Annotated in this window: 21 protein-coding genes; 8 read left to right on the top strand and 13 right to left on the bottom strand. The window is 67.9% G+C overall.

Features of this window, described 5'->3' with window-relative positions; genetic code table 11:
* Window positions 1-302: 302 nt before the first annotated feature.
* Both pssA and ilvC read right to left on the bottom strand, forming a co-directional pair.
* On the bottom strand, window positions 303-1,181 hold the full coding sequence (gene pssA, locus FEF15_RS07325; protein WP_163558502.1) for a CDP-diacylglycerol--serine O-phosphatidyltransferase: 879 nt from the start codon (window positions 1,179-1,181) through the stop codon (window positions 303-305).
* A 137-nt stretch (window positions 1,182-1,318) separates the two neighbouring features.
* Window positions 1,319-2,335 carry a ketol-acid reductoisomerase gene (gene ilvC / locus FEF15_RS07320; RefSeq protein ID WP_163558501.1) on the bottom strand — a complete coding sequence of 339 codons (1,017 nt, stop codon included), beginning with the start codon at window positions 2,333-2,335 and terminating at the stop codon, window positions 1,319-1,321.
* Between the two features lie 175 nt (window positions 2,336-2,510).
* On the opposite strand from ilvC, the gene ilvY reads away from it, so the two are divergent.
* The gene (ilvY, locus tag FEF15_RS07315) at window positions 2,511-3,398 is read left to right on the top strand and encodes an HTH-type transcriptional activator IlvY (RefSeq protein WP_163558500.1); all 888 of its coding nucleotides are present in this window, start codon (window positions 2,511-2,513) and stop codon (window positions 3,396-3,398) included.
* Window positions 3,399-3,465: 67 nt separating this feature from the next.
* On the opposite strand, the gene ilvN is transcribed toward ilvY, so the two are convergent.
* The 5 genes from ilvN to rluD all read right to left on the bottom strand — a co-directional run bounded on the left by ilvN (window position 3,466) and on the right by rluD (window position 10,816).
* Window positions 3,466-3,957 carry an acetolactate synthase small subunit gene (gene ilvN, locus FEF15_RS07310; RefSeq protein WP_089687343.1) on the bottom strand — a complete coding sequence of 164 codons (492 nt, stop codon included), beginning with the start codon at window positions 3,955-3,957 and terminating at the stop codon, window positions 3,466-3,468.
* A complete protein-coding gene (locus tag FEF15_RS07305; RefSeq protein WP_163558499.1) occupies window positions 3,957-5,681 on the bottom strand; it encodes an acetolactate synthase 3 large subunit in 1,725 nt (574 codons plus the stop codon). The genes ilvN and FEF15_RS07305 overlap by 1 nt, the downstream gene beginning before the upstream one ends.
* Before the next feature lie 517 nt (window positions 5,682-6,198).
* Entirely contained in the window at window positions 6,199-8,820 is a 2,622-nt protein-coding gene (gene clpB / locus FEF15_RS07300; protein ID WP_163558498.1) for an ATP-dependent chaperone ClpB, read from the bottom strand.
* A 284-nt stretch (window positions 8,821-9,104) separates the two neighbouring features.
* Entirely contained in the window at window positions 9,105-9,860 is a 756-nt protein-coding gene (gene pgeF, locus FEF15_RS07295; RefSeq protein WP_163558497.1) for a peptidoglycan editing factor PgeF, read from the bottom strand.
* On the bottom strand, window positions 9,857-10,816 hold the full coding sequence (rluD, locus tag FEF15_RS07290) for a 23S rRNA pseudouridine(1911/1915/1917) synthase RluD (RefSeq protein WP_163558496.1): 960 nt from the start codon (window positions 10,814-10,816) through the stop codon (window positions 9,857-9,859). The genes pgeF and rluD overlap by 4 nt, the downstream gene beginning before the upstream one ends.
* A gap of 116 nt (window positions 10,817-10,932) precedes the next feature.
* On the opposite strand from rluD, the gene FEF15_RS07285 reads away from it, so the two are divergent.
* The gene (locus FEF15_RS07285) at window positions 10,933-11,757 is read left to right on the top strand and encodes an outer membrane protein assembly factor BamD (RefSeq protein ID WP_163558495.1); all 825 of its coding nucleotides are present in this window, start codon (window positions 10,933-10,935) and stop codon (window positions 11,755-11,757) included.
* Between the two features lie 105 nt (window positions 11,758-11,862).
* Here the strand turns inward: FEF15_RS07285 and FEF15_RS07280 are convergent, their stop codons facing one another.
* Window positions 11,863-13,494, bottom strand: coding sequence for an NAD+ synthase (locus FEF15_RS07280; RefSeq protein ID WP_163558494.1), 1,632 nt, complete (start codon window positions 13,492-13,494; stop codon window positions 11,863-11,865).
* A 98-nt stretch (window positions 13,495-13,592) separates the two neighbouring features.
* Here FEF15_RS07280 and FEF15_RS07275 point away from each other — a divergent pair, with 98 nt between their 5' ends.
* The 3 genes from FEF15_RS07275 (at window position 13,593) to FEF15_RS07265 (ending at window position 14,782) form a co-directional block, all read left to right on the top strand.
* A complete protein-coding gene (locus FEF15_RS07275; RefSeq protein WP_163558493.1) occupies window positions 13,593-13,856 on the top strand; it encodes a PP0621 family protein in 264 nt (87 codons plus the stop codon).
* 160 nt (window positions 13,857-14,016) lie between these two features.
* The gene (locus FEF15_RS07270; protein WP_163558492.1) at window positions 14,017-14,526 is read left to right on the top strand and encodes a GspH/FimT family pseudopilin; all 510 of its coding nucleotides are present in this window, start codon (window positions 14,017-14,019) and stop codon (window positions 14,524-14,526) included.
* A 37-nt stretch (window positions 14,527-14,563) separates the two neighbouring features.
* Window positions 14,564-14,782: a DUF3565 domain-containing protein gene (locus tag FEF15_RS07265; protein ID WP_163558491.1), complete on the top strand. Its 219-nt coding sequence runs from the start codon at window positions 14,564-14,566 to the stop codon at window positions 14,780-14,782.
* Here the strand turns inward: FEF15_RS07265 and FEF15_RS07260 are convergent.
* Together FEF15_RS07260 and FEF15_RS07255 are read right to left on the bottom strand one after the other, a co-directional pair.
* Window positions 14,779-14,958, bottom strand: a complete 180-nt coding sequence (locus tag FEF15_RS07260; RefSeq protein WP_163558490.1) for a PLDc N-terminal domain-containing protein — start codon at window positions 14,956-14,958, stop codon at window positions 14,779-14,781. The genes FEF15_RS07265 and FEF15_RS07260 overlap by 4 nt on opposite strands.
* Before the next feature lie 134 nt (window positions 14,959-15,092).
* Complete coding sequence (locus FEF15_RS07255; protein WP_163558489.1) at window positions 15,093-16,172, bottom strand: helix-turn-helix domain-containing protein; 1,080 nt, start codon at window positions 16,170-16,172, stop codon at window positions 15,093-15,095.
* Window positions 16,173-16,339: 167 nt separating this feature from the next.
* Here FEF15_RS07255 and FEF15_RS07250 point away from each other — a divergent pair, with 167 nt between their 5' ends.
* Entirely contained in the window at window positions 16,340-16,981 is a 642-nt protein-coding gene (locus FEF15_RS07250; protein WP_163558488.1) for a DUF1326 domain-containing protein, read from the top strand.
* Between the two features lie 99 nt (window positions 16,982-17,080).
* On the top strand, window positions 17,081-17,890 hold the full coding sequence (locus tag FEF15_RS07245) for a DUF2182 domain-containing protein (RefSeq protein WP_163558487.1): 810 nt from the start codon (window positions 17,081-17,083) through the stop codon (window positions 17,888-17,890).
* A 99-nt stretch (window positions 17,891-17,989) separates the two neighbouring features.
* On the opposite strand, the gene FEF15_RS07240 is transcribed toward FEF15_RS07245, so the two are convergent.
* Window positions 17,990-18,655: a cupin domain-containing protein gene (locus FEF15_RS07240; protein WP_163558486.1), complete on the bottom strand. Its 666-nt coding sequence runs from the start codon at window positions 18,653-18,655 to the stop codon at window positions 17,990-17,992.
* A 175-nt stretch (window positions 18,656-18,830) separates the two neighbouring features.
* Here FEF15_RS07240 and FEF15_RS07235 point away from each other — a divergent pair, with 175 nt between their 5' ends.
* Window positions 18,831-20,648, top strand: coding sequence for a monovalent cation:proton antiporter-2 (CPA2) family protein (locus FEF15_RS07235; protein WP_163558485.1), 1,818 nt, complete (start codon window positions 18,831-18,833; stop codon window positions 20,646-20,648).
* Here the strand turns inward: FEF15_RS07235 and FEF15_RS07230 are convergent.
* Window positions 20,588-22,957: an ATP-dependent DNA helicase gene (locus FEF15_RS07230; RefSeq protein WP_163558484.1), complete on the bottom strand. Its 2,370-nt coding sequence runs from the start codon at window positions 22,955-22,957 to the stop codon at window positions 20,588-20,590. The genes FEF15_RS07235 and FEF15_RS07230 overlap by 61 nt on opposite strands.
* The gene (locus FEF15_RS07225; RefSeq protein WP_163558483.1) at window positions 22,954-24,678 is read right to left on the bottom strand and encodes a VRR-NUC domain-containing protein; all 1,725 of its coding nucleotides are present in this window, start codon (window positions 24,676-24,678) and stop codon (window positions 22,954-22,956) included. Before FEF15_RS07225 ends, FEF15_RS07230 begins: the two co-directional genes overlap by 4 nt.
* Window positions 24,679-24,687: the final 9 nt, after the last annotated feature.

Below are 24,687 nucleotides of genomic sequence, written 5' to 3'. Positions count from 1 at the left end.
TGGGCGTCAAGGGCGGATTTTGCGACACGAGTCGAAAAACCCAAATCAAGACAGCCACTTGCCACTCTTCCCACCGCCGGCCACGTTGCCCGTCGCCGGCAGCGGATGCGTACTTTACGGCTTTCACCGAGACCTCGCAAGGGCTTCGTGTAAAAAGTTTCAGGCCCGCGGCGAAGCGATGTCGGAACGGTGGCGAAAAACGATCCACAGGCGCTCGAAGGAGAGGGCCTGTGGATGAAGCGGCGCGATGCCCGCCGTCAAAAACGCCCGCGCAGAGGCGGGCGTCGGTCTTGCTTAACGGCTCATTTTGCAGGGGGCGAGTGCTTCATCTTGCGCATGATGGCCAGCGTCGGCCCGGAAGCCACATAGGTGCCGAACAGCAGCAGCAGCATCACCGAAGGTTCCACCGAGATCACCACGAAGCCGAGCACGATGGCAAGCAGCACCACGAAGGGCACCGGCCCCTTGAGGTCGATGTCCTTGAAGCTGTAGTAACGAATATTGCTGACCATCAACACGCCCGCCGCGGCCACCACGAACATCATCAGCAGCTTGAAGCCCAGCGCCTCGGCATCGAAGCTGTGGAAGGTCCAGACGCTGGCTGCCACCAGAGCCGCAGCCGAAGGGCTTGGCAGCCCGATGAACCATTTCTTGTCGACGCTACCTATCTGCACGTTAAAGCGGGCCAAGCGTAATGCCGCACAGGCCACGTAGAGAAAGGCCACCACCCATCCGGTCTTGCCGACATCCTGCAGAATCCAAGTGAAGGCTACCAGTGCCGGTGCCACCCCGAAAGAGAGCATGTCGGAGAGACTATCGTACTCGGCGCCGAAGGCGCTTTGGGTGTTGGTCAGGCGGGCGACACGGCCATCCAACCCGTCGAGCACCATGGCAATGAAGATGGCGACAGAGGCGGCGGTGAAGTCGCCGTTGATACCCGCGATCACGGCAAAGAAGCCGGCGAAGAGCGCCGAAGTGGTGAAGAGGTTGGGCAGCAGGTAGATCCCCTTACGCCGCACCTTTCGCCCATCCTCGATGGACTCTTCGATCACCTCCGTCTCGCGCAGGAAGGCGGCCGCCAGATCCTCGTCCTCGCCAGGAGCCGACTCCTGCGTCGTCCGATGGGACTCAGTACCGGGCCGCCGGGTGTCATGCGCGGTATTGCGGGAATCCTGACTCATGCCTGTCGTCCGTTGCCCAAAGGAAGAGCCCATTCTTGCACGCTGCCGGAAGTGCGAAAAGGTACGCTGTCGGCAGCCAAAAACAGCGAGGGCGCGGAAGTCCGCGCCCTCGGCAGCAGCAAGGAAGCCCGGCGGCCTCAGTTCTTGCTCTTGTCGACCAGCTGATTGGCGGCAATCCACGGCATCATGCCGCGCAGCTTGGCCCCCACCTGCTCGATCTCGTGCTCGGCGTTGAGACGGCGACGCGCGGTCATCGACGGGTAGTTGGTGTTGCCCTCATTGATGAACATCTTGGCGTACTCACCGGTTTGGATACGCTTCAGGGCGTTGCGCATCGCCTCGCGCGACTGTTCGTTGATCACCTCGGGGCCGGTCACGTACTCGCCATACTCCGCATTGTTGGAGATAGAGTAGTTCATGTTGGCGATGCCGCCCTCGTACATCAGGTCGACGATCAGCTTGAGCTCGTGGAGACACTCGAAATAGGCCATCTCCGGGGCGTAGCCGGCTTCGGTCAGGGTCTCGAAGCCCGCCTTGACCAGCTCCACGGCGCCGCCGCACAGCACGGTCTGCTCGCCGAAGAGGTCGGTCTCGGTCTCGTCCTTGAAGGAGGTCTCGATGATGCCGCTGCGCCCGCCGCCGATGGCCGCGGCGTAAGAGAGGGCGAGCTCCTTGGCCCGGCCAGAGGCATCCTGCTGGATGGCGATCAGGTCGGGGATGCCGCCGCCGCGCACGAACTCGGAACGCACGGTGTGGCCTGGCGCCTTGGGAGCGACCATGATCACGTCGAGGTCGGCGCGCGGCTCGATCTGGTTGTAGTGGATGTTGAAGCCGTGGGCGAAGGCCAGGGTAGCCCCCTGCTTGAGATTGGGTGCAACCTGGTTCTCGTAGATCGCCTTCTGGTTCTCGTCCGGCGCCAGGATCATCACCACGTCGGCGCTCTGGCACGCCTCTTCGACGGAAGCGACCTTGAGACCGGCGGCCTCGGCCTTGACCGCGGAAGAAGAGCCAGAACGCAGCGCGACAGTGACGTCGACGCCGGACTCCTTGAGGTTGTTGGCATGGGCATGGCCCTGGGATCCATAGCCCACGATGGTGACCTGCTTGCCCTGGATGAGGGAGAGGTCGCAGTCCTTGTCGTAGTAGACGCGCATGGCAGTGCTCCTGAAAGTCGATGGTGGAAGATCGTGTCCGCGTTGATGGCCACCCGCACCGTCTGTCGCGGCGCTGGGAGTCGGTCATTCGATGCAGACACCTTACGCCAGCCCCTCCGTTGCGTAAAACGCGATATTTGCAACGTCATATGCCAGGATATGCAATAATTCCGGCATGGACATTCGCCCCCTCAAGCACTTCCTGACCCTGGCCGACACACTGCACTTCGGTCGCGCCAGCGAAGCCTGCCACGTCAGTCCCTCGACGCTCTCCCGCTCGATCCGCCAGCTCGAGGCGAGCCTCGGCGTACCGCTCTTCGAGCGCGACAACCGCCATGTCGCCCTGACTCGCCACGGCGAGACCTTCCAACGCTTCGCCCGGGAGACTCTCGCCCAGTGGGAAACACTGCGCCTGTCGCTGATGAGCGAGGCAACGCACCTCACCGGCGAGATCAGCATCTACTGCTCGGTGACCGCCAGCTACAGCTTCCTCTACGCGCTGCTCAGCGACTTCCGCGGTCGCCATCCGGGCATCGAACTCAAGCTGCACACCGGCGACCCCGCCGAAGCCATGGCTCGCGTACTCGCCGGCGACGAGGACATGGCGATCACCCCGCGCCCGCGCCAGGCCCCCGAGGCGCTGGCGTTCAAGTCGCTGACCCGCTCGCCGCTGGTGTTCATCGCCCCCCACGAGGCACACGACTGGATCCCCGCCACTCCGGAGACACCTCGCGTCGCGCAGTGGCATCAGGTGCCGATGATCCTCTCCGAGGCGGGGCTGTCGCGGGAGTACTCCGACACCTGGTTCCGCGCGCTGGGCGTGGCCCCTCGGATCTACGCCCAGGTAGCCGGCCACGAGGCCATCGTCAGCATGGTGGGACTGGGCTTCGGCATCGGCGTGGTGCCCAAGATCGTGCTCGACAACAGCCCGCTGGTGGAGCGCGTTCGGGTGCTCCCGGTCAAGCCGGAGTTGCCCCACTACGACGTGGGCCTCTGCGTGCTGGAGCGGCGCCTGAAGAGCCCGCTGATCCAGGCGCTCTGGGACGAGGTCGCCGAGCGCTAGCCGTGATGGCTCGGATACGACAAAGCCGCCTCGAGGGGCGGCTTTGTCATTCCAGCAAGTCTCAAGCTCAGAGGCTGAGAACCTTATCTCCTCTGGCAATGCCAGAAACACCGGTCCTGGCCACCTCGAGGATGCCCACCGGCGCCATGGCCTGCAGGAAGGCGTCGAGCTTGCCGGCGTCACCGGTGATCTGCACCGTGTAGAGGCTCGGCGAGACGTCGACGATCTGTGCACGAAAGATGTCCACCGTGCGCTTGACCTCGTCGCGGGCCGCCCCCAGCGCCTTGACCTTCACCAGCATCAGCTCGCGCTCGATGTGGTTGCCCTCGGTGAGGTCCACCAGTTTGACCACGTCGATCAGCTTGTTGAGGTGCTTGGTGATCTGCTCGATCACCCGGTCGTCGCCCACCGTGGTCACGGTGAGCCGCGACAGGGTCTCATCCTCGGTGGGCGCGACGTTGAGCGTCTCGATGTTGAAGTTGCGCTGCGAGAAGAGCCCCACCACACGAGACAGGGCGCCCGGTTCGTTTTCCATCAGAATCGAGATGATATGGCGCATCAGGTCCGCTCCGTCTTGGAAAGCAGCATGTCACGCATGGAGCCCAGGGGCACCTGCATCGGATAGACGTGCTCGCGCGGATCGACGATGACATCCAGGAACACCAGCTCGTCCTTGTCGGCCAGGGTGCGCTCGAGCGCCGGCCCCAGCTGCTCCTTGGTCTCCACTCGCAGCGCCGTGAAGCCGTAGGCCTCGATCAGCTTCGCGAAGTCGGGCAGCGATTCCATGTAGGAGTGGGCGTGGCGCGACTTGTAGTTGAGATCCTGCCACTGGCGCACCATGCCCAACGAGGCGTTGTTGAGGTTGATGATCTTCACCCCGCCACCGAACTGCTTACAGGTGGAAAGTTCCTGCATCATCATCTGGAAGCTGCCTTCGCCGGTGATGCAGATCACCTGCTCCTCGGGGAAGTGCTGCTTGATCCCCATGGCCGCCGGGAAGCCGAAGCCCATGGTGCCGAGCCCCCCGGAGGTGATGAAGCGGTTGGGCTTGTCGAACTTGTAGTACTGAGCCGCGAACATCTGGTGCTGCCCCACGTCGGTGGTCACGTAGGCCTCGCCACGCGTCGCCTCGCAGATCGCCTCGACCACCTCTTGGGGCTTGAGCGCCTCGCCCGGCTGGGACGGCTCGTAGAGCTTGCCGTGACGCTCCTCGCGCCAGCCGTCGATCTTCTCCCACCATTCGGCCAGTGCCTCCGGGTAAGCGATCTCCTGGCCCTGGACCAGGCTGATCATCTCGTTGATCACGCTGCCCGCCGGGCCGACGATGGGCACGTCGGCGCGCACCGTCTTGGAGACGGAGCTGGGGTCGATGTCGACGTGGATGATCTTGGCCGTGGGGCAGAACTTGGAGGTGTTGTTGGTCACGCGATCATCGAAGCGCGCGCCGATGGCCACGATCAGGTCGGCATGGTGCATGGCCATGTTGGACTCGTAGGAGCCGTGCATGCCCAGCCAACCCAGGCACTGGCGGTCGCTCTGCGGATAGGAGCCGATACCCATCAGGGTAGTGGTGATGGGGAAACCCAACCGCTTGACCAGGTCGGTGAGCCCTTCGCTGGCGCGCCCGGTAACCACGCCACCACCAGTATAGAACACCGGCCGCTTGGCCTTGAGCATCAGCTCCACGGCCTTCTTGATCTGGCCGGTGTGGCCGCGCGCCACCGGGTTGTAGGAGCGCAGCTTCACCTTCTTGGGATAGACGTACTCATAACGCTCGGTGGGGGCGGTCATGTCCTTGGGAATGTCCACCACCACCGGGCCAGGGCGCCCCGTCGAGGCCAGGTAGAAGGCCTTCTTGAGCACCGTCGGAATCTCGCTGGGGTGCCTGATCGAGAAGCTGTGCTTCACGATGGGCCGCGTCACGCCGACGATGTCGGTCTCCTGGAAGGCATCATCGCCGATCAGGTGGCTCATGACCTGGCCGCACAGCACCACCATGGGAATCGAGTCCATGTAGGCGGTGGCAATGCCGGTGACGGCATTGGTGGCGCCCGGGCCGGAGGTGACCAACACGGTACCCGGCTTGCCCGAGGCGCGCGCATAGCCGTCGGCGGCGTGAGTGGCCGCCTGCTCGTGGCGAACCAGGATGTGCTTGACCTTGTCCTGGCGGAACAGCGCATCGTAGATGTGCAGCGCCGCGCCGCCGGGATAGCCATAGATGTATTCGACGCCCTCGTCCTGAAGGAAGCGGGCGATCATGTCTGCGCCGGAAAGCAGTTCCACGGATGTTTCTCCCCTGGAGGTCTCGAGTGCGATCCGTGTCCAAGTCGGGAACACGGGGTCGAGTGCGGCGGTATGCCGCTGCCGGCCATGCCGGCACCTGATGCCAAACCCTGGCTTGAAGGGCCCTGTTGGGGCCTGCACTCTCATCACGGCGGATCGCCGCGTCGGGGCGTTGGCCGTCATCGGCGGTTGACCGACGGCGGAAGTCCTTCGGCGGGTAGAGGCCAGCCGGCCTACCCTTCGCGCGGCAAGGGGGGATCGCCCGCTGGTGGCCGCGCCCGCGTATCAGGAAGGCTCAAGATTCCATTAGCGCGGCAAGGGTGTCAACCGCCAGGGGCCGTTCGCTAGACCAAGGCCGTGGTGTTGGCAAGGAAGCGGCGCGAAAAAAACCCGCCGGCTGGGGAAGTCGACGGGCAAGGGGGTTACAGGACGCAACCTGATAATCAGTCTAGTCCGCCCTAGGCGGCGCGCCCGGCGATCCACGTAACGACTTGTGAATGGCCGGGCAAGGGGCGTGTCACGCGGTATGGAAGACCAGGCGCCCCTCTTCCTCGACCTCCACGCGGATGATGTCGCCGGGCGAGAACTTGCCGGCCAGCAGGTCCTGAGCCAGCGGATTCTCGAGGCGGCTCTGGATCGCCCGCTTGAGCGGTCGCGCCCCGAACACCGGATCGAAGCCGACCACGGCGAGCTGGGCCAGTGCCTCGCTGGAGACCTCCAGCGACAGGTCGTGCTCGGCGAGGCGGGCGCGCAGCCGGTCGAGCTGGATCGCGGCGATGGCCTGGATCTGCGCCTGGTCGAGGGCATGGAAGACCACCACCTCGTCGATGCGGTTGATCAGCTCCGGCCGGAAGTGATCGGCCACCACCGCCATCACCATCTCCTTCATCTCGGCATAGTGTTTGTCGACATGGCTCTTGTCGACATCGTCCTGGTCGCTGCCCGCCCCCATCCGCTGGATGATGTCGGAGCCCATGTTGGAGGTCATCACGATCACGGTGTTGCGAAAATCCACCGTGCGCCCCTGGCCATCGGTGAGGCGGCCATCCTCGAGCACCTGCAGCAGGATGTTGAACACATCGGCGTGGGCCTTCTCCACCTCGTCGAGCAGCAGCACCGAGTACGGCTTGCGACGCACCGCCTCGGTGAGATAACCGCCCTCCTCGTAGCCCACGTAGCCGGGGGGCGCGCCGATCAGCCGCGCCACGGAGTGCTTCTCCATGAACTCCGACATATCGATGCGCACCATCGCCTCCTCGGTGTCGAAGAGAAAGCCGGCCAGCGCCTTGCACAGCTCGGTCTTGCCCACCCCGGTGGGGCCGAGGAACAGGAAGGAGCCGTTGGGGCGGTTGGGGTCCGCGAGACCGGCCCGCGAGCGGCGCACGGCGTTGGCCACTGCGGCCACCGCCTCGTCCTGACCGATCACCCGCTCGTGAAGCGCCTCCTCCATGCGCAGCAGCTTGTCGCGCTCGCCCTCGAGCATCTTGGCCACCGGAATGCCGGTCCACCGCGACACCACCTCGGCGATCTCCTCCTCGGTGACGTTGGAGCGCAACAGCTGGTGCCGGGCGGTGTCCACCTCGGTGGCGCTCGACTCGGCGATCTTCTTCTCGAGCTCCGGGATCACCCCGTACTGCAGCTCCGACATGCGCGCCAAATCGCCCTGGCGGCGCGCCTGCTCCAGCTCCACGCGGGCGCGATCGAGCTCGTCCTTGAACTGGGCGGCCCCCTGGATGCTCGCCTTCTCGGCCTTCCAGATCTCCTCCAGGTCGGCGTACTCGCGCTCAAACTCGGCGATCTGGGTTTCCAGGCTTTCGAGGCGCTTCTTCGAGGCCTCGTCGGTCTCCTTCTTGAGATGCTCGCGCTCCATCTTGAGCTGGATCAGCCGACGGTCGAGGCGGTCCATCTCCTCGGGCTTGGAGTCAAGCTCCATGCGGATGCGCGAGCACGCCTCGTCGACCAGGTCGATCGCCTTGTCGGGCAACTGACGATCGGTGATGTAGCGGTGAGAAAGCTTGGCCGCGGCGATGATGGCGCCGTCGGTGATGTCGACGCCGTGGTGCACCTCGTAGCGCTCCTTGAGGCCGCGCAGGATCGCCACGGTGTCCTCCTCGGTGGGCTCATCGACCAGCACCTTCTGGAAGCGCCGCTCCAGCGCCGCGTCCTTCTCGATGTGCTGGCGGTACTCGTCGAGGGTAGTGGCACCCACGCAGTGCAGCTCGCCGCGCGCCAGCGCCGGCTTGAGCATGTTGCCGGCGTCCATGGCGCCCTCGGCCTTGCCGGCGCCAACCATGGTGTGCAGCTCGTCGATGAACAGGATGATGCGGCCCTCTTCCTGGGCCAGCTCCTTGAGGACCGCCTTCAGGCGCTCCTCGAACTCACCGCGGTACTTGGCACCGGCCAGCAGGGCGCCCATGTCCAGCGACAGCACGCGCTTGTCCTTGAGGCCTTCCGGCACCTCGCCGTCGACGATGCGCTGAGCCAGACCCTCAACGATGGCGGTCTTGCCCACGCCCGGCTCGCCGATCAGCACCGGGTTGTTCTTGGTGCGCCGCTGCAGCACCTGGATGGTGCGGCGGATCTCGTCGTCGCGACCGATCACCGGATCGAGCTTGCCCTGCTCGGCGCGCTCGGTGAGATCCAGGGTGTACTTGTCCAGCGCCTCGCGACTCTCCTCGGCGTTGGGGTCGTCAACCTTCTCGCCACCGCGGACGCTGTCGATGGCGCCTTCCAGCGCCTGGCGGGTCACCCCGGCCTGCCCCAGCAGCTTGCTCACCGCATGGCGCATCTCCAGCGCGGCGAGCAGCACCAGTTCGCTGGCGATGTACTGGTCGCCACGCTTCTGCGCCTCGCGGTCGGTGAGGTTGAACAGCTTGCCCAGGTCGCGCGAGGGCTGCACCTCGCCGTCGAACTGGCCGACCCGGGGCAGGTCGTCGAGGTGGCTGACCAGCGTGTCGCGCAGCTTGGCGGCATCGCCGCCGGCCCGCTGCACCAGCGCCTTGACGCCGGTGTCGCGGGCATCGAGCAGCGCCAGCAGCAGGTGGCCGGGCTCGAGCTGGTTGTGGCCGCGGCCCACGGCCAAGGACTGGGCCTCGGCCACAGCGTTCTGCAGCTTGGCGGTGAACTTGTCGAAACGCATCAATCCATCCTCCATCGGGGTAGCGGCGCGGTCGGACGCCCCGTGTTGCCCTGTCAATTCGTCTTGACAGAATCAATGGAGTCGGATTGGCCGACTTTCAAGTCGACGGCCAGGGAAAGGGACCGCTGGGTTGATATGAGTCAATGGACGAGGGACGAGGGACGAGGGACGAGGGACGAGGGACGAGGGACGAGGGACGAGGGACGAGAGCAGGATAGCCAGCCGGCACTGGGTTGCGTGTGAGATTCCTCGAACCTTGACCCTTGAACCTCGAGCCTTGCGTGTCAGCGCAGCCAGATCACGCTGGCCATCCGCCCGGTGCTGGCGTCGTCGCGACGGTAGGAGTAGAAACGCGATTCGCAGGCGGTACAGAAGTGGCCGCCGCTGATGTGCGCCACGCCCAGGCGCTCGAGACGCAGCCGGGCGAGCTTGTAGAGATCGCCCATGAAGTGCCCCAGGCGATAGGGGCTGGGGTCGAAGGCGGCAGCCGCCTCGGGATGCACGCCGACGAAGGCCTGCTGCACCTCGGGGCCCACCTCGAACTGGGCGTTGGAGATCGCCGGCCCCAGCCAGGCCATGAGCCGCTCCGACGGGGCACCGAGCGCCGCCACCGTGGCCTCCAGCACGCCGCCGGCCAGGCCGCGCCATCCCGCATGGGCCACGCCCACGCGGGTGCCCTCGCGGTCGCAGAAGAACACCGGCAGACAGTCGGCGGTAAGCACCGCGCAGGCATAGCCGCGATCGAAGGCCACGGCGGCGTCGGCCTCGGGCGCCTCGGCCGCGTAGCTCGCCTGCACGCGGGCGCCGTGCACCTGATCGAGCCACAGCAGGGGCCGGTCGTCGCCCACCTCGTGGCCGAGCAGGCGCCGGCACAGCGTCACGTGAGCGGGATTGTCGCCCACCCCCGCCGCCGGATTGAAACAGGCGAACTCCCCCTGGCTGGGCCCGGTCTCGCGGGTGGTGACAAAGGCACCCACACCCGCCGGCGACGGCCAGTCAGGAGTGATCAGGGTCGGCTTGAGATGGGGCGCATCGCTCATGTCATCGTCTCGGCATCGGCGCGAAGGGCATCGATCAGCAGCAGCAGATCGTCGGGCTGGTCGGCACGGAAGGTCAGGCGCTCGCCGCTGCCGGGGTGGTCGAAGGCGAGCTTGCGGGCGTGCAGCGCCTGGCGCGGAAACTCGCGCAGCAGCGCCTTGAGGCCCTCGTCGGCGCCCGCGGGGAGTTTCAGACGCCCACCATAGACGGGATCGCCCACCAGCGGGAAGCGCTGATGGGCCATGTGCACGCGGATCTGATGGGTGCGTCCCGTCTCCAGCCGGCAGCGCACGTGGGTGTGCCCGCGGAAGCGCGCCACCACGCGGTAGTGCGTCACCGCCGGCTTGCCGGTGACATGCACCGCCTGGCGCTTGCGGTCGCGGGGATGCCGCCCGATGGGGGCGTCCACGGTGCCGCCTGCGGTCATCACCCCGGTGACCACGGCGTCGTACTCTCGCGAGACGCTGCGCGCCTGGAGTTGCTCCACCAGGGCGGTCTGGGCGGCGAGCGTCTTGGCTACCACCATCAGCCCGCTGGTGTCCTTGTCCAGACGGTGCACGATGCCGGCGCGCGGCACCGCGGCGAGCGCCGGACAGTGATGCAGCAGGGCATTGAGCAGGGTGCCGTCGGGGTTGCCCGCCGCGGGATGGACCACCAGCCCCGCCGGCTTGTCGATGACCAACACGGCGTCGTCCTCGTACACCACCGCCAGCGGGATGTCCTCGGCCTCGAAGCGCGCCTGCTCCTCGAGCTCGGCCACCAGGCGCAGCCACTCGCCGCCCGCCACCTTCTCCTTGGGCTTGCCGGGGCGGCCGTCGACGGTCAGCGCGCCGGCCTTGATCCAGCCCTTGAGACGCTCGCGGGAGTGGTCGGCAAAGAGCTCGGCGGCGGCCTGGTCGAGGCGACTGCCTGCCAGGGCATCGGGCACGCGGTGCTGGGCTTCCAGTGTCTGGGGCATAGAGACGATCGTTGCGGGCACCGAGGACTGCGTTTTCACGCCAGGTGCTTTATAGTGGACGGGTTTGCGGTCGATTCTACCATGGCCGACACGGGATGTTTGACACGAGGATCACGATGCGCGCTCTCCCCATCGCCACCCGCCTTGCCGCCCTCCTGATGGCCCTCACCCTGCTGGCTGGCTGTGCCAGCAATGGCGCGCCGGAAGAGGAAGCCGACGAGTTCGCCGGCGTCGCCGAGCGCGAGCTCTACGAGGAGGCCCGCGAAGCCCTCGAGGACGGCCGCTACACCACGGCCATTTCCCGCCTCGAGGCGATCGACACGCGCTTCCCCTTCGGCAACCATGCCGAGCAGGCCCAGCTCGAGCTGATCTACGCCTATTACGAGACCGGCGACTGGGAGGCGACCCGCGCCGCCGCCAACCGCTTCATCCGCCTGCATCCCAGCCATCCCCGCGCCGACTACGCGCTCTACCTGCGCGGCCTGGCCGCCTGGCAGGCCGGGCGCTTCAGTCTCGAGCGGCTGCGCCTGATCGACATCTCCAAGCGCGACCTGGGCGCCTCGCGCGACGCCTACACCGACTTCCGCGAGCTCATCAACCGCTACCCCGATAGCGAATACGCCCCGGACGCCGAGCAGCGACTCGTCTACCTGCGCAACGTCCTGGCGCGTCACGAACTGCACGTGGCCGACTTCTACCTGCGCAAGGGCGCCTACCTCGCTGCCGTCGAGCGCGGCCGCTGGGTAATCGAGAAGTATCCAGAGTCCCAAGCCACCCGCGATGCGCTGGCGATGATGGTGGAAGGCTACCTGGGCCTCGACATGCGCGACCGCGCCCGCGAAGTGCTCAACGTGCTGATCGACAACGCCCCGCGCCACGAGCAGCTGCGCGGCCGCACCTTCCAGCCCCGGCACGTCGACGGCGAATCGCTGTCGGCCTGACAGCTACGGGCTGACAAGGCTGGATGCCGTAAAGCAGAACGCCACCGCCTTTCGGGACGGTGGCGTTTTTTTGGTCGGGCGCCGGGGCGGGGCGCTGCTTTGCGTCTACTCTCCCGGCTGCCAGCCATTGACGATGGGGTAGCGCCGGTCGCGGCCGAAACCGCGGGGCGTGACGCGCACGCCCACCGCCGCCTGGCGCCGTTTGTACTCGTTGCGATCGACCAGCTTGACCACCTTGTAGACGTCGTCGCGGTCGAAGCCGGCGGCGATGATCGCCTCGGCGCTCATGTCGCCCTCGATGTAGCGCATCAGGATGGCGTCGAGCACGTCGTAGTCGGGCAGCGAGTCGGTGTCCTTCTGGTCCGGGGCGAGCTCGGCGGAGGGCGGGCGCTCGATGACCCGCTCGGGGATCGCCGGCGACTGGGTATTGCGCCAGCGCGCCACGCGGTAGACCCAGCTCTTGTAGACGTCCTTCAAGGCATTGTAGCCGCCCACCATGTCACCGTAGAGCGTGGCGTAGCCCACCGCCATCTCGCTCTTGTTGCCGGTGGAGAGCACCATCAGCCCCTTCTTGTTGGAGATGGCCATGAGCAGCACGCCGCGGCAGCGCGACTGCAGGTTCTCCTCGGTGGTGTCGCGGGTCGTGCCGGCGAAGGTGTCGGCCAGCGTTTCCATGAACGCCTCGACCATCGGCTCGATGGGTAGCACCTCATAGTGCACGCCGAGCAGGCGCGCCTGCTCGGCGGCGTCCTGCCGGGAGATGTCGGCGGTGTAGTGGTAGGGCATCATCATCGCCTGGACGCGCTGCGGCCCCAGGGCGTCCACGGCGATGGCCAGCGACAGCGCCGAGTCGATGCCGCCGGAGAGGCCCAGCACCACCCCCTCGAAGCCGCTCTTGTTGACGTAGTCGCGCAGCCCGGTGACCAGCGCGCAGTAGAGGCTCTCCTCTGGCTCGACGGAGGGTTCGATCTCACCCTCGCGGGGCACCCAGCGGCCGTTCTCGCGGACGAATTGCACCGGCATCAGCCCCGCCTGCCAGTAGGGCGCCAGCACGCGCAGCTCGCCGCCGGCGTCCACGCAGGCCGAGCCGCCGTCGAAGACCAGCTCGTCCTGGCCGCCGATGGTGTTGACGTAGACCACCGGCCGCTCGACCTCGGCGGCGCGCTGCTCGAGCAGACGCAAACGCTCGGCGGGCTTGTCCTGATGGTAGGGCGAGGCGTTGAGGGTGATCAGGATCTCGGCGCCGGCATCGCGTGCGGCACGCACCGGCGTCCCTTCCCACAGGTCCTCGCAGATCAGCACCCCCAGCTTCGCCCCCTGATGTTCGATCACCAGGGGACGATCGCCGGTGACGAAATAGCGCCGCTCGTCGAAGACCTGGTAGTTGGGTAGCGCCTGCTTGGCGTACTCGTCGAGCCACTCACCGTTGTAGAGCGCCCCGGCCAGGTTGTAGCCGTGCCCCTCCCGGCGCCCTGGGTAGCCGATGACCACCAGTACGTCGCGGGCGACCTTGGCGGCCATGCGCGAGCGCGCCTCGCGCAGGCGGGTCTCCATGGAGGGGCGCAGCAGCAGGTCCTCGGGGGGATAGCCGCTCAGGAAGAGCTCCGGAAACACCACGATATCGGCACCATGCTCGATGCGCGCCTCGCGCACCGCCTCGATGGCCCGTTCGGCATTGCCGGGGATGTCTCCCACCAGCGGGTCAAGCTGTGCCATCACCAGCGTCAAGTCTTGCATGGGCGTAGAAATCTCTCGAGAATCCAATGTATCGCCATTGTCCCGCAAGGGCGCCCGACTGGCAAAGCCGCCCGCCCCTTACAGGGAGCCTCAAAAGGATGAACCTGTTGCTCATTCGCCTGATCATCTTCGCCGTGCTCTTCTTTGCCGGCCTGAAACTCTATCGCATGTACCGCGAGTGGAAGCTGGCCCAGCAAGGCGAGCCGGACGAGCAGCAGAGCGGCGGGCAGATGGTGCGCTGCGCCTGGTGCCAGGTGCACGTCCCCGAGACCGAAGCGCTGCGCGACAAGAGCGCCGGCGAATGGTTCTGCAGCAGCGCCCACCGCGACCGCTACCTGCAGGAGCAGCGCCCTGACGACTGAGCGTCCGTGCGAGTTGGCTCACGGCAAATATCAGCAATGTCTTACGGACACATCCCCCGGCTCGACTAGAGTGAAGGCACCCCTGTGACAAGGAACTTCACTTCGGGAGAGCGGCATGCGCTATGCAAAGCCACCCCCCGGCCACCGCAGGAGGCGGTCGTTGCCGGGCCCTCGCAGCGTACGGGGTTTCACCCTGGTCGAACTGGTGATCACCCTCGCCGTCATGGCGATCCTCGCCACCTGGGCGGTGCCGAGCTTCCAGGCCCAGGCCGCCCGCCAGGAGGTCGTCACCGAGGTCATGCGCCTCAAGACGGCACTGGCCCTGGCGCGCAACACCGCCATCACTCGCCGAACGACGATCTCGGTGTGCCCGCGCCCCAGTGCCACCAGCACGAGTTGCGACCTCACCGACTGGTCGCTGCCGCTCGTGGTCGTGCAGGGCCAGGCGCCCGGCGGCAATCTCTCCGCGACCGAGACGCTCCGTGTGCTGGAGGGCAGTGGCGGCCCCGCCATCACCTTCAGCCGCGGCTACCCGGTACGCTACAAGTCACTGGGGCGGGCCAGTGGCCACAACGGCACCTTCCATGTCTGCGGCCGTCACGGCAACGCTGCAAGCGTCATCGTCAGCAACTTCGGGCGCGTGCGGGTGGAAAACGGCGCGGATTGCTGAAAGACTCTCCGCCAGCCTCGCTGAAGCGGAGCCCATCATGCTGCAACCCATCGTCGGCTACCATCGCGACGAGGAGAACCACTGGGTCGCCGAACTGGCGTGCGGCCACAACCAGCACGTGCGCCACCAGCCGCCCTGGGTCGAGCGTCCCTGGGTCACCACCCCCGCCGGCCGCCGGCGCATGCTCGGTTTCGAGCTCGCCTGCAAGAAATGCGACGAGGGCGCCCCGCCCGACAATCCATTGCCTGCCTCCTAGCCCTTGGGCCCCAGCAGCAACCAGATGATCAGCCCCACCACCGGAAAGATCAGCAGGATCAGGATCCACAGCAGCTTCGAAATCGCGCCGGCGCCGCTCTTGGCCACCTTGACGATGGCCCAGATGATGATGATCAGCCAGATCAGGCCCAGCAGGCCGGTTACTTCGATACCCATGTGCATGCTCCTTTGCAGTTGGAGGGATCCGCCCGGCTTGAATAGCATAACTTCAGAGGCCGACATAAACGCCCCCGCTGCCGAGCCGGTCGCAGCGTCGTGCTCGGCGGCGATGCCTGATGGCGATTCCGCGTTCAAGGCAAGCCTACCGGCCTCCCCGCATGCCGCGGTTTCCCCCCGACGTCTACCGGCTCGGTGACTCCCCTGGCCGGGAACGGGAAATGAAACTTGCGCCGGTACTGGCCGGGTGTGATCCGGGTGAGACGCTTGAACAGCCGCCGAAAGAAGGCCGGTTCCTCGTAGCCCACCGCCAAGCAGACCTGGTCGATCGGCATCGCGGTCCGTTCCAGCAGCGTCTTGGCCTCTTCCACACGCAGGTGCTGCACGTAGTGCAGGGGCGAGTAGCCGGTGGCGTTACGAAAGCGGCGCTTGAAGCTGCTCTCGGGCAATCCCGAACGCTGTACCATCTCCTCCACCGGGCAGGGGACCGCATAGTGCTCATGCAGCCAGGCCTGCAGCGCGCGGATGACGGCATCGCCGTGGTCTGCGGGGGGCATGAATGAGATATAGGGAGCCTGGGAGGCCTCATGCCACGAATACAGCAGGAACTTGCCGATGGCCATGGCCGTGGAGGGACTGGAGTGACGGGCGATCAGGTAGAGGATCAGATCCTGCCACGAGCTGGCGGCGCCGGACATCACGAACTCGTGGCGGGGTCCCGCGGTAACGAGCATTTCCTCGATGCACAGCCGCACCTGGGGGAAGTTCTGGCGGAAGGTCGGGGCGAAGGCCCAGTGGGTCGTGGCCTCCTGGCCGTCGAGCAGGCCGGTTTCCGCCAGCAGCAGTGCCCCGGCACAGGCCGAGCACAGGCTGGCACCGCGGTCATGCATCGCCTTCAGCCAGGCCACGGTCTGCGGATGACGCCCGGTGATCCATTCGTCCTCGAAGAACATCGAGGTGACGATCACGATATCGGTCTGCTGGACCTCCGACATCGCCCGGTGGACATCGAGCGGCAGTCCACAGGCACCACGCAGGATGCCGGGGGCGGGCCCGACGATCTCGATCTCGAACAGGCGCGTTCCGTCCCCGGACAGGTTCCGCCCCACCGCCTCGAGCATCATCAGCGTCTCGTACAGGCCGTGGACCGGCGTAGCCATCGACTCCGGCAGGGCCACGATGCTGATATGCGTGGGTCGGGGCTGGCTCACCATGGTGCAGGCCCTCCCCTGAGCTGAATGGACCGGTTGTGGTCAGTCTGGCTCTTACCCTGTCCCCCGACAAGTCGCAGACTCGAAGACGGTGGCAGGGACGCCAGCCACGTATCCACACGCGACGCCTTCGTCGCATTGCCGAGCCGTCCAACGGCGAGGAGGACGAGATGTCATCCGTAGACTGGAAGATCGAAGCGACCGACTTCACGACCTGCAACTGCGATTTCAGCTGCCCTTGCCAATTCAATGCCCCGCCGACCCACGGCGATTGCCGGGCCGCGGTCGGGATGCGTATCGAGCACGGCCACTTCGGCGACACCGCCCTCGATGGCGCGGTGTTCGTCGGCCTGCTCGCCTGGCCGGGCGCGATTCACGAAGGCCGGGGGCAGGCGCAGCTGATCCTGGACGAGCACACGACGGATGCCCAGCGCCAGGCGCTGACGGCACTCTTCAAGGGCGAGGAAACCGAGCCCGGCGCCACCATCTTCAATGTGTTCAGCAACGTGATCGACACCTACTTCGAGCCCCTCGTGAGCCCCATCGAATTCCAGGCGGACGTGGAAGCACGAACCGGCCGTATCGCCATTCCCGGCGTCGTCGAGGGCACCGGTGAGCCGATCCGCAATCCCGTGACCGGCGAGCCCCACCGGGCCCGGGTCACCTTGCCGGAGGGCTTCGAATACCACGAGGCCGAGTATGGCAGCAGCTCGGTCAAGACCCACGAGACCCTCATCCCGCTCGAATGGACCGCCGGTCATGCCCATTTCGCCCGCGTCACCTGGACGCCGCAGGGCGTCGTGCATGCCTGAGCACGAGTGACTTCGGCACCGCGTTCGCCCAGAGCCGATCGAGCGCGGTGCCGACGCGGTGAAGGGCGCGAGCCCCGTTCCTGGCCGGGAGGAAGGAGCATGGATCTGGATGGCACCGTGAAGAAGCTGCTGCGCCGCGACCAGTGGGTGGCCGCGGCCCTGCTGGTCGCGGTGATCGCCGCGAGCTGGGCGTATCTACTGGCCGGCGCGGGCATGGGCATGTCGGCCCTCGACATGACCCGAATGAACGGGACGACGGCGCCGATGGGCGATATGGGCCTGATCGTGACCTGGTCGGCCGGCTATGCCCTGGTGTCGTTCGTCATGTGGTGGAGCATGATGATCGCCATGATGCTGCCCAGCGCCGCTCCCATGATCCTGCTGTTTGCCGTGATCCAGACTCGGCAACACCGGGCCGGCAATCGCCATGTGCCGACCACGATCTTCACCCTGGGATATATGCTGGCGTGGGCCGGTTTCAGCCTCGGAGCCACCGCCATGCACTGGACCCTGGCGCGTGCCGGGCTGCTGACACCGGCAATGGCCCTGACCGGTCAGTGGCTCGGGGCGGGGCTATTGCTCGCCGCCGGGTTCTATCAGCTTACACCGATCAAGCGCACCTGCCTGCGTCACTGCCGCCTTCCGGCGATGTATCTCGCCTCCCATTGGCGCCCCGGCAAGCGGGGAGCCTTGATCATGGGCCTGGGCCATGGCGCCTACTGCCTGGGGTGTTGCTGGTTCCTGATGCTGCTGCTGTTCTTCGGCGGCGTCATGAACCTTTACTGGATCGCCGGGCTGGCGCTGCTCGTGCTCCTGGAAAAGACCCTGCCCCTGGGCCACTGGCTCGGATACGGCGTTGGTTTGCTGCTGATCGCCGGCGGAGTCTGGCTGCTGCTGCCGGTCCCCTAGCAAGCTGTCGGACTTGACCGATCGCCGTGATGCCCATCGAGGAAACAGCCCCCAAAGGCTCTACCGGCCGGTGCACGCCGATCTGCGATAAACCGCTATTCAACGAATCGGCAGGTGCCCCACCTTGACGTAGAGCAGGGCCCCGTCCGCCCCGGGGGAGGGCGTATGGCGACTCTGAGGCGGGCAGCGCAGCCAGCTGCCGGCCGGGTAGTCGCCGTGTTCGTCGTGAAAGCCCCCCTCCAGCACCAGAAGCTCCGCGCCGCCCCGATAGTCCCGGGGGGCGGGCCGCGCCTTCGCCGCCCAGCGCTCGAGCGCCACGTGTTCGTCCTGGAAGTCGTGCAGGGGCATGACCTCGATGCCGCTCTCGCCGCCCGGCCGCCAAGCGGCCGCGTGAGTGTCGATGCCCTTGCGCTCGTCGTCATCCGGTGAAAACTGGTGCAGCTTGACGAAAAGGAGCGCCCCTGGCTCGCCGACCTCCGGCGTATGAGCGGTGCCGATGGGGTTGCGCAGATAGCAGCCCGCGGGATAGCGGCCATGCTCGTCGGCGAACTCGCCCTCGAGCACGAGAATTTCCTCCCCGCCGCCGTGCTCGTGGGTGGGAAAGCGGCTGTTGGGCGCATAGCGCACCAGCGAAGTGGCGCGGGCCACCTCCTCGCCGATGCGATCCAGCAGCATCCGCGTCACCCCCGGGATGGGGGAGTCCACCCAGCGATAAGTGTCGGGGGTGACCACCACCCGCCGGGAAAAGTCGGCGTTGAGTCGCATGGCGCTCTCCTCTCGCGGTCCTGTGTACCAGGCCGTCAGGGTCTTCCTGGCTATCAGACCCCGCCGCTTGGCGGCCGTTCCCGCCACCGGACCGTTGGCCCGAGACTTGCTTATCAATGGTCAGAGGCCCATCAGGTAGAATGGTGCCATCACCGACCGCTGCCAGGAGGTACCCTTGGCCGCCGAACTGCTCTACAACGCCCTGATCTTCCTTGCCGCCGCCGTGCTGGTCGTGCCGGTGTTCAAGCGCCTGGGCCTGGGCGAGGTGCTGGGCTACCTGGCCGCCGGGGTGGTCATCGGCCCCTCGGTGCTGGCCTTGGTGCCCGACGCCGAGGCGGTACTGCAGTTCTCCCAGGTGGGCATTGTCTTCCTGCTCTTCGTGATCGGCCTGGAGCTCAAGCCGCGCCGCCTCAAGCTGATGCGCAAGGCGGTGTTCGGCTTCGGCAGCCTGCAGGTAGCGGTGACCACGACACTGCTCACCCTGGCCGGCTGGGGGCTGGGCCTGCCGCCCGCCGCGGCACTGGTAGCGGGCTTCAGCCTGGGGCTGTGCTCCACGCCGCTGGTGCTGCACCTGCTCGGCGAGCGCAAGGAGCTGCAGACGCGTCACGGCCGCCACGCCTTCGCGCTGCTGCTGTTCCAGGACCTGGCCGCCATTCCGGTGCTCGCGGCGCTGCCGCTGATCGCCGCCGAAGCGCTGCTCGCCGACGGCGCCGCCCCGCTGCTGCGCGAGATGCTGCTCTCCGTCGGCGCCTTCGCAGGCCTGATCGTCGGCGGCCGCTACCTGCTGCGCCCGCTGTTCCACTACGCCGCCGCCACGCGCAGCCGCGAGGTGTTCGCCGGCACCGCCCTGCTGGTGGTAATCGGCGCCGCCCTGCTGATGGAGCTGGCGGGACTCTCCATGGCGCTGGGCGCCTTCATCGCCGGAGTGCTGCTGGCCGACTCCGAGTATCGCCACAGCATCGAGGCCGACATCGAGCCGTTCCGCGGCCTGCTGCTGGGGCTCTTCTTCATGGCCGTGGGCATGACCGCCGAGATCGCCCTGCTCGCCGAGGAGCCGCTGACGATCCTCGGCCTCGCCCTGGGGCTGGTGGCCATCAAGGCGATCTCCGTGGGCCTGGCCGCGCGCCTCTACCGCAGCGGCTGGCGGGAAACCCTGAACCTCGGGGTGCTGCTCTCCCAGGGCGGCGAGTTCGGGTTCGTACTGCTCTCCGCCGCCGCAGCGGCCGCGCTGCTCGACGATGCCCTGGTGAGCCGGCTGATCCTGGTGATCTCGCTTTCCATGGCCGCCACCCCGTTGCTCTTCCAGCTCCACGTGCATGGCCTGCGTCCGCGGCTCGACCGGCGCCGCACCAAGCCGACCTTCGACCGCCCCGACGACGAGTCGCCGCAGATCATCCTGGCCGGCTTCGGCCGCTTCGGGCAGATCATGGGGCGTGCCCTGCAGGGCCTGAAGATCCCCTACACGGTGCTCGACATCAACGCCGACCAGGTCGACTTCGTGCGCCGCTACGGCAACAAGGTCTACTTCGGTGACGCCTCGCGCATCGACCTGCTCCAGGCGGCCGGCGCCGACCGTGCCCGGGTGCTGGTGGTGGCGGTGGGCGACCCCCAGGCCTCGATGCGCATCGTCGAGCTGGCCAAGCGCCACTTCCCGCACCTGAGGCTCTACGCCCGGGCTCGCAACCGCTATCACGCCCACCTGCTGATGCGCGCCGGGGTGTCGCACATCGTGCGCGAGCTGCTGCCGGCGAGCCTGGAGCTGACCCGCGACGCCCTGATTGGCCTGGGCATTCCCCGCGAGCGTGCCCAGCACACCGTGGACACCTTCCGCGAGCACGACGAACAGGCGCTGCTGCGCCAGCACGAAGTGTTCGGCAACGAGAAGAAGCTGATCCAGACCATCCAGGAAGCGGCCCGCGAGCTCGAGGCGCTCTACGAGGCCGACGAAGAGGTGATCACCCGTGTCGAGGCCTCCCCTCGCCGCGGTGCCTGAAGCGTCTCCGCCGGCGGCCACCAGCCCGGCAGCCGCTCGCGCACCTCGGCCCGAGCGAAGCGGTCGTCCATCAACACCACCAGGCCGCGGTCCGCCGGGCCGCGAATCACCCGCCCGGCGGCCTGCACCACCTTGATCAGCCCGGGGATGCGGTAGGCGTAGTCGTCGCCGCGGCCGAAGCGCGCGGCCAGGCGGGCCTTGAGCACCTCGTTGAAGGGGTCGGCGGGTGGCAACCCCAGGGTGGCGATAAAGGCGCCCACCAGCCGCTCGCCGGGCAGGTCGATGCCCTCACCGAAAGCGCCACCCAGCACGGCGAAGCCGATGCCCTCGCCGCCGGGACGAAAGCACCCGAGAAAGGCCTCCCGCTCGCCCTCGCCCATGCCGCGGGTCTGCGCCCAGACGGGAATGGCCGGATGCTCGGCAACGAAGCGCTCGTGCACCGCCGCCAGGTAGGCGAAGCTGCTGAAAAAGGCCAGATAGTTGCCGGGGCGGCGACGAAACTGGTCGGCCAGCTCGCTAACGATGGGCGCCACGGAGGCGGGCCGGTCGGCAAGCCGGGTGGAGATATCGCCGCGGATACGCACCTCGAGCTGCTCCGCCGCGAACGGCGAGGGAAAATCCCGCCAGACGCTTGCCTCCGGCAGACCCAGCAGGTCGTGATGATACTCCGGCGGGCTCAGGGTCGCGGAGAAGAGCACGGCAGCGCGTGCCGCGGCAAAGCGCGGCGCCAGGAAGTCGGCCGGCACCAGGTTGCGGATGCCGAGCACGGCGCGACCGCGCCCATGACGGCTGAGATCGCACAGCGAGTGCGCGCCGAACGTCTCGGCGAGACGGGTGAAGGCCAGCGCCTCGAAGAGCAGCTCCTGCAGCTCCGCGCTGGCCCGCCCGGGGTGCTCGCCCAGGTAGTCGGTGATGGCCGCGGCCACGCCCTGCAGGGTGCCGGCCAGGCCGTCGGGGAGCCCCGCCAGCACGCGGTAGGCGGGCCGTCCCGGCTCGCCGGCCTCGCTCAGTCCCGCCGCCTTCACCACCGACTGCCAGCGCCGCGCCAGGCGCGAAAGCGGCCCCTTCAGCGCGCCCGGCGCCGTGCGCCGCAGGCGGTTCAGGCGGCGCTGGTCGAGTTCGGCGCTGTACATGCCGCGCGCCCGTCCTACCAGGTTGTGTGCCTCGTCCACCAGCAGGCCGACCCGGTCGCCGTTTTCCCGTGCCAGGCCATGCAGCAGGGCGCTGGCGTCGAACCAGTGGTTGACGTCACCCACCGCCACGTCGCACCAGCGCGCCAGCTCCTGGCCGAGGTAGTAGGGACAGACGTCGTGCGCCAGCGCCACCGCACGCAGGCCGTCGCGGTCCAGCCAGCCCCGCTCCACGGCTGCCGAACGCGCCGCCGGCAGGCGATCAAAGAAGCCGGCGGCTAGCGGGCAGGCCTCGCCGTGGCAGGCCCGGTCGGGGTGCTCGCAGGCCTTGTCGCGGGCGACGAGTTCCAGCACGCGCAGCGGTAGCCGCTCGGGCGATGGCCCCGCCGGCGCCGGGGCGGCACCCAGGCAGGCCAGGGCATCCAGCGCGAGACGCCTCCCCGGCGTCTTCATGGTAAGAAAGGCAAGCCGGTCGAGGCCGTGACGCGGTGTGGCGGCGAGCATCGGGAAGAGGGTGCCCAGCGTCTTGCCGATGCCGGTGGGCGCCTGGGCGAGCAGGCAGCGCCCGGTGGCGGCGGCCTTGTAGACGCCCTCGGCCAGGGCGCGCTGACCGGGGCGGAAGTCGCCGTGCGGAAAGCCGAGCGTGCGCAACGCGGCGTCGCGCCGCTCGCGATGGGCCGCCTCCTGCTCGGCCCAGGCCAGGAAGCGCTCGCACTGGTCCGCGAAGAACGCCCGCAGCGCGCTGGCCTCGGCCCGCTCGGTGAGCACCGTCTCGCGTCCGCTGGCCACCTCCAGATAGACCAGCGCCAGCTCCACCGTGTCCAGGCCGCGCTCGGCGCACAGCAGCGCCCCGTAGACCTTGAGCTGCGCCCAGTGCAGGGTGCGCTGGTTGGCCGCCATCCGCTCGAGACTACCACGGTGGGTCTTGATCTCCTCCAGGCGGTGGGTCGCGGGGTCATAGCCGTCGGCCCGGCCGCCGACGGCCAGCCCCCGGTAGCGCCCGGCGAGCGGCACTTCGGTTTCGTAACCCGGCCCCCGCCGCGCGACAACCTGAGCATGCCCGGCGATGCCTTCCCGCGCGCTCGGCGCAGGCGTGAAGCGGTGGTCGAGATCGCCCGTGCGGGCGGTGAAGGCGCACAGCGCGCGCACCGCCACGCGATAGCTTGGCGCCTCGCTCATGGTGCCGCCCGCCAGGTGACATGGCACACCTCGGCGGGCATGCCCTGCTGGTAAAAGAACGCCAGCCAGCGCCGCTGGTTGTCCTGGAGGCGATCGCCGGGGCCCTTCACCTCGATCAGCCGGTAGCGCGGCTCGCCCGGCGCCGCCTCGGGATAGAATTGGATCAGATCGGGCAGGCCGGCGCGGTTGGCCTTGAGATCACCGAGCAGGCGCTCGAAGCAGGCCCGTAGGTGGGCGCCGGGCAGGCACGCCAGGGCAAGGTCGATGAGCGCGGCGTCGAGCACTTCCCAGTGCACGAAGGGCGAGGCGAGGCCATGCTTGGCCCGCCAGGCGGCGCGGATCGTCGCGGCGTGGCGGCCGTCATCGAGGCACGCCAGGCAGGCGTCGAAGCGCTCGCGGCGCCGGGCCACGAAATCCTCGCGGTAGAGGTCCGCCGGCCCGGCGTGGAAAGGGTGGAAGAAGGCCCCGGGCAGCGGGGCGTACAACGCCTCCCAGCACATCAGGCCGAACAGCCCGGTGATGAGCGCGTTCTCCACGTAGTACACCGGGGCGCTGTCGCGGTGCAGCTGGACGGCTGCGACACGCTCCACGCCCAGCGAGGCCGCTCCAGGGTCGAGTGCCAGTATGAAGCGCTCGGGAGGCGGCGCTGCGGGGCGTGGCACCACGCGCTCCCCGAGCCGACGTGCCAGCCGCGGCAGCAGCCGGCCCAGGGCCTGGGCTTCCGCCTCCGCGCCGGCCCGCTCGTGGCTCGCTGCCACCAGCGGCTGCGCCAGGGCAAAGGCTTCAGCATGGCGCCCTTGACGCTCCAGCAGGCGCAGGCGGCGGATGCGTGCCTCGCCGCTGGCACCCTCGCCCCACCCCGCGGCGGCATAGCACGCCAGCGCGAGCTCGACAGCGCCGTCGCGCTCAGCCTGGCGCCCCAGCGCCAGCAACAGGCGGTCGCGACGCGCCGCCAGCCAGGCGTTGCCCGCCGGCACCGCGGGCAGTTCCGCCTGCAGCGCGGCGGCAGACTCCCCGGCGTCGAGCCGTTCGCGCAGGCGGTGCAGAGCCAGGTAGGCGTCCACCTCCTCGCGGCGCTGGAAAGCACGGGAATCAGCGGTGAAGGGCACCGACTCGAAGCACTGCACACCCAGCTCGGCAAGCACGAACTCCGCCCAGTCCTGGCGCAGGTTGCCGAAGAACATCAGGCGCAGCCGGTCGCAGGTCGCCATCACGGTGAGTCGCACGACCCGATCCGGCGCCGCAGGCCACCACTCGACCAGCCGCCGCGGCGTGACGAGCACCGGTGCCAGCGCCTCGTACAGCGCCGCCTTGGGCGTGGCGCGAGGCAGCCCCGCGGCGACGATCTCGCCGGCCAGTGCCTCGCGCAACTCAGCCAGGCGCAGCTGCGAGAAGAGCGTGGCGATATCCAGCGCAGGATCGGCCTCGACGAAACCGGCCTCGACCAGCGGCGCCAGGGCTGCCTGGGTCGCGCCGATCTCGGCGTAGGCCAGCTTCGCGGTGCGAAAGTGCTCTCCCTTGCGCATCACCAGGCGCACGAGCAGCGCCTGGGACGCCTCGGGTAACGCGGCGAAGCCGGCAAGAAAGGCGCGCTCCGGGGCGGCGAGCAGATCGGCATGGCGCTCGGCCACCCAGTCGAGCACGCAGCGAAAGTTCGTCAGGTAGTAGCGCGGATCGTCCAGCGGCGCGGTGACCGCCGAGGTAGCAAGGGCACTGGTCATGCATCCATG

The sequence above is a fragment of the Halomonas sp. NO4 genome, assembly GCF_010994375.1.
Classification (GTDB): domain Bacteria; phylum Pseudomonadota; class Gammaproteobacteria; order Pseudomonadales; family Halomonadaceae; genus Halomonas.
The sequence above is the reverse complement of the archived record's forward strand: the minus strand, read 5'-3'. Positions and strand labels throughout refer to the sequence as shown.

Coding starts and splice junctions, on each gene's coding strand:
- ilvC (WP_163558501.1), bottom strand. CDS start 2,335: ATGCGCGTCTACTACGACAAGGACTGCGACCTCTCCCTCATCCAGGGC.
- FEF15_RS07225 (WP_163558483.1), bottom strand. CDS start 24,678: ATGACCAGTGCCCTTGCTACCTCGGCGGTCACCGCGCCGCTGGACGAT.
- ilvN (WP_089687343.1), bottom strand. CDS start 3,957: ATGCGCCATATCATCTCGATTCTGATGGAAAACGAACCGGGCGCCCTG.
- FEF15_RS07255 (WP_163558489.1), bottom strand. CDS start 16,172: ATGGTGAGCCAGCCCCGACCCACGCATATCAGCATCGTGGCCCTGCCG.
- FEF15_RS07245 (WP_163558487.1), top strand. CDS start 17,081: ATGGATCTGGATGGCACCGTGAAGAAGCTGCTGCGCCGCGACCAGTGG.
- pssA (WP_163558502.1), bottom strand. CDS start 1,181: ATGAGTCAGGATTCCCGCAATACCGCGCATGACACCCGGCGGCCCGGT.
- clpB (WP_163558498.1), bottom strand. CDS start 8,820: ATGCGTTTCGACAAGTTCACCGCCAAGCTGCAGAACGCTGTGGCCGAG.
- FEF15_RS07275 (WP_163558493.1), top strand. CDS start 13,593: ATGAACCTGTTGCTCATTCGCCTGATCATCTTCGCCGTGCTCTTCTTT.
- FEF15_RS07240 (WP_163558486.1), bottom strand. CDS start 18,655: ATGCGACTCAACGCCGACTTTTCCCGGCGGGTGGTGGTCACCCCCGAC.
- FEF15_RS07265 (WP_163558491.1), top strand. CDS start 14,564: ATGCTGCAACCCATCGTCGGCTACCATCGCGACGAGGAGAACCACTGG.
- pgeF (WP_163558497.1), bottom strand. CDS start 9,860: ATGAGCGATGCGCCCCATCTCAAGCCGACCCTGATCACTCCTGACTGG.
- FEF15_RS07250 (WP_163558488.1), top strand. CDS start 16,340: ATGTCATCCGTAGACTGGAAGATCGAAGCGACCGACTTCACGACCTGC.
- FEF15_RS07230 (WP_163558484.1), bottom strand. CDS start 22,957: ATGAGCGAGGCGCCAAGCTATCGCGTGGCGGTGCGCGCGCTGTGCGCC.
- FEF15_RS07260 (WP_163558490.1), bottom strand. CDS start 14,958: ATGGGTATCGAAGTAACCGGCCTGCTGGGCCTGATCTGGCTGATCATC.
- FEF15_RS07280 (WP_163558494.1), bottom strand. CDS start 13,494: ATGCAAGACTTGACGCTGGTGATGGCACAGCTTGACCCGCTGGTGGGA.
- rluD (WP_163558496.1), bottom strand. CDS start 10,816: ATGCCCCAGACACTGGAAGCCCAGCACCGCGTGCCCGATGCCCTGGCA.
- ilvY (WP_163558500.1), top strand. CDS start 2,511: ATGGACATTCGCCCCCTCAAGCACTTCCTGACCCTGGCCGACACACTG.
- FEF15_RS07285 (WP_163558495.1), top strand. CDS start 10,933: ATGCGCGCTCTCCCCATCGCCACCCGCCTTGCCGCCCTCCTGATGGCC.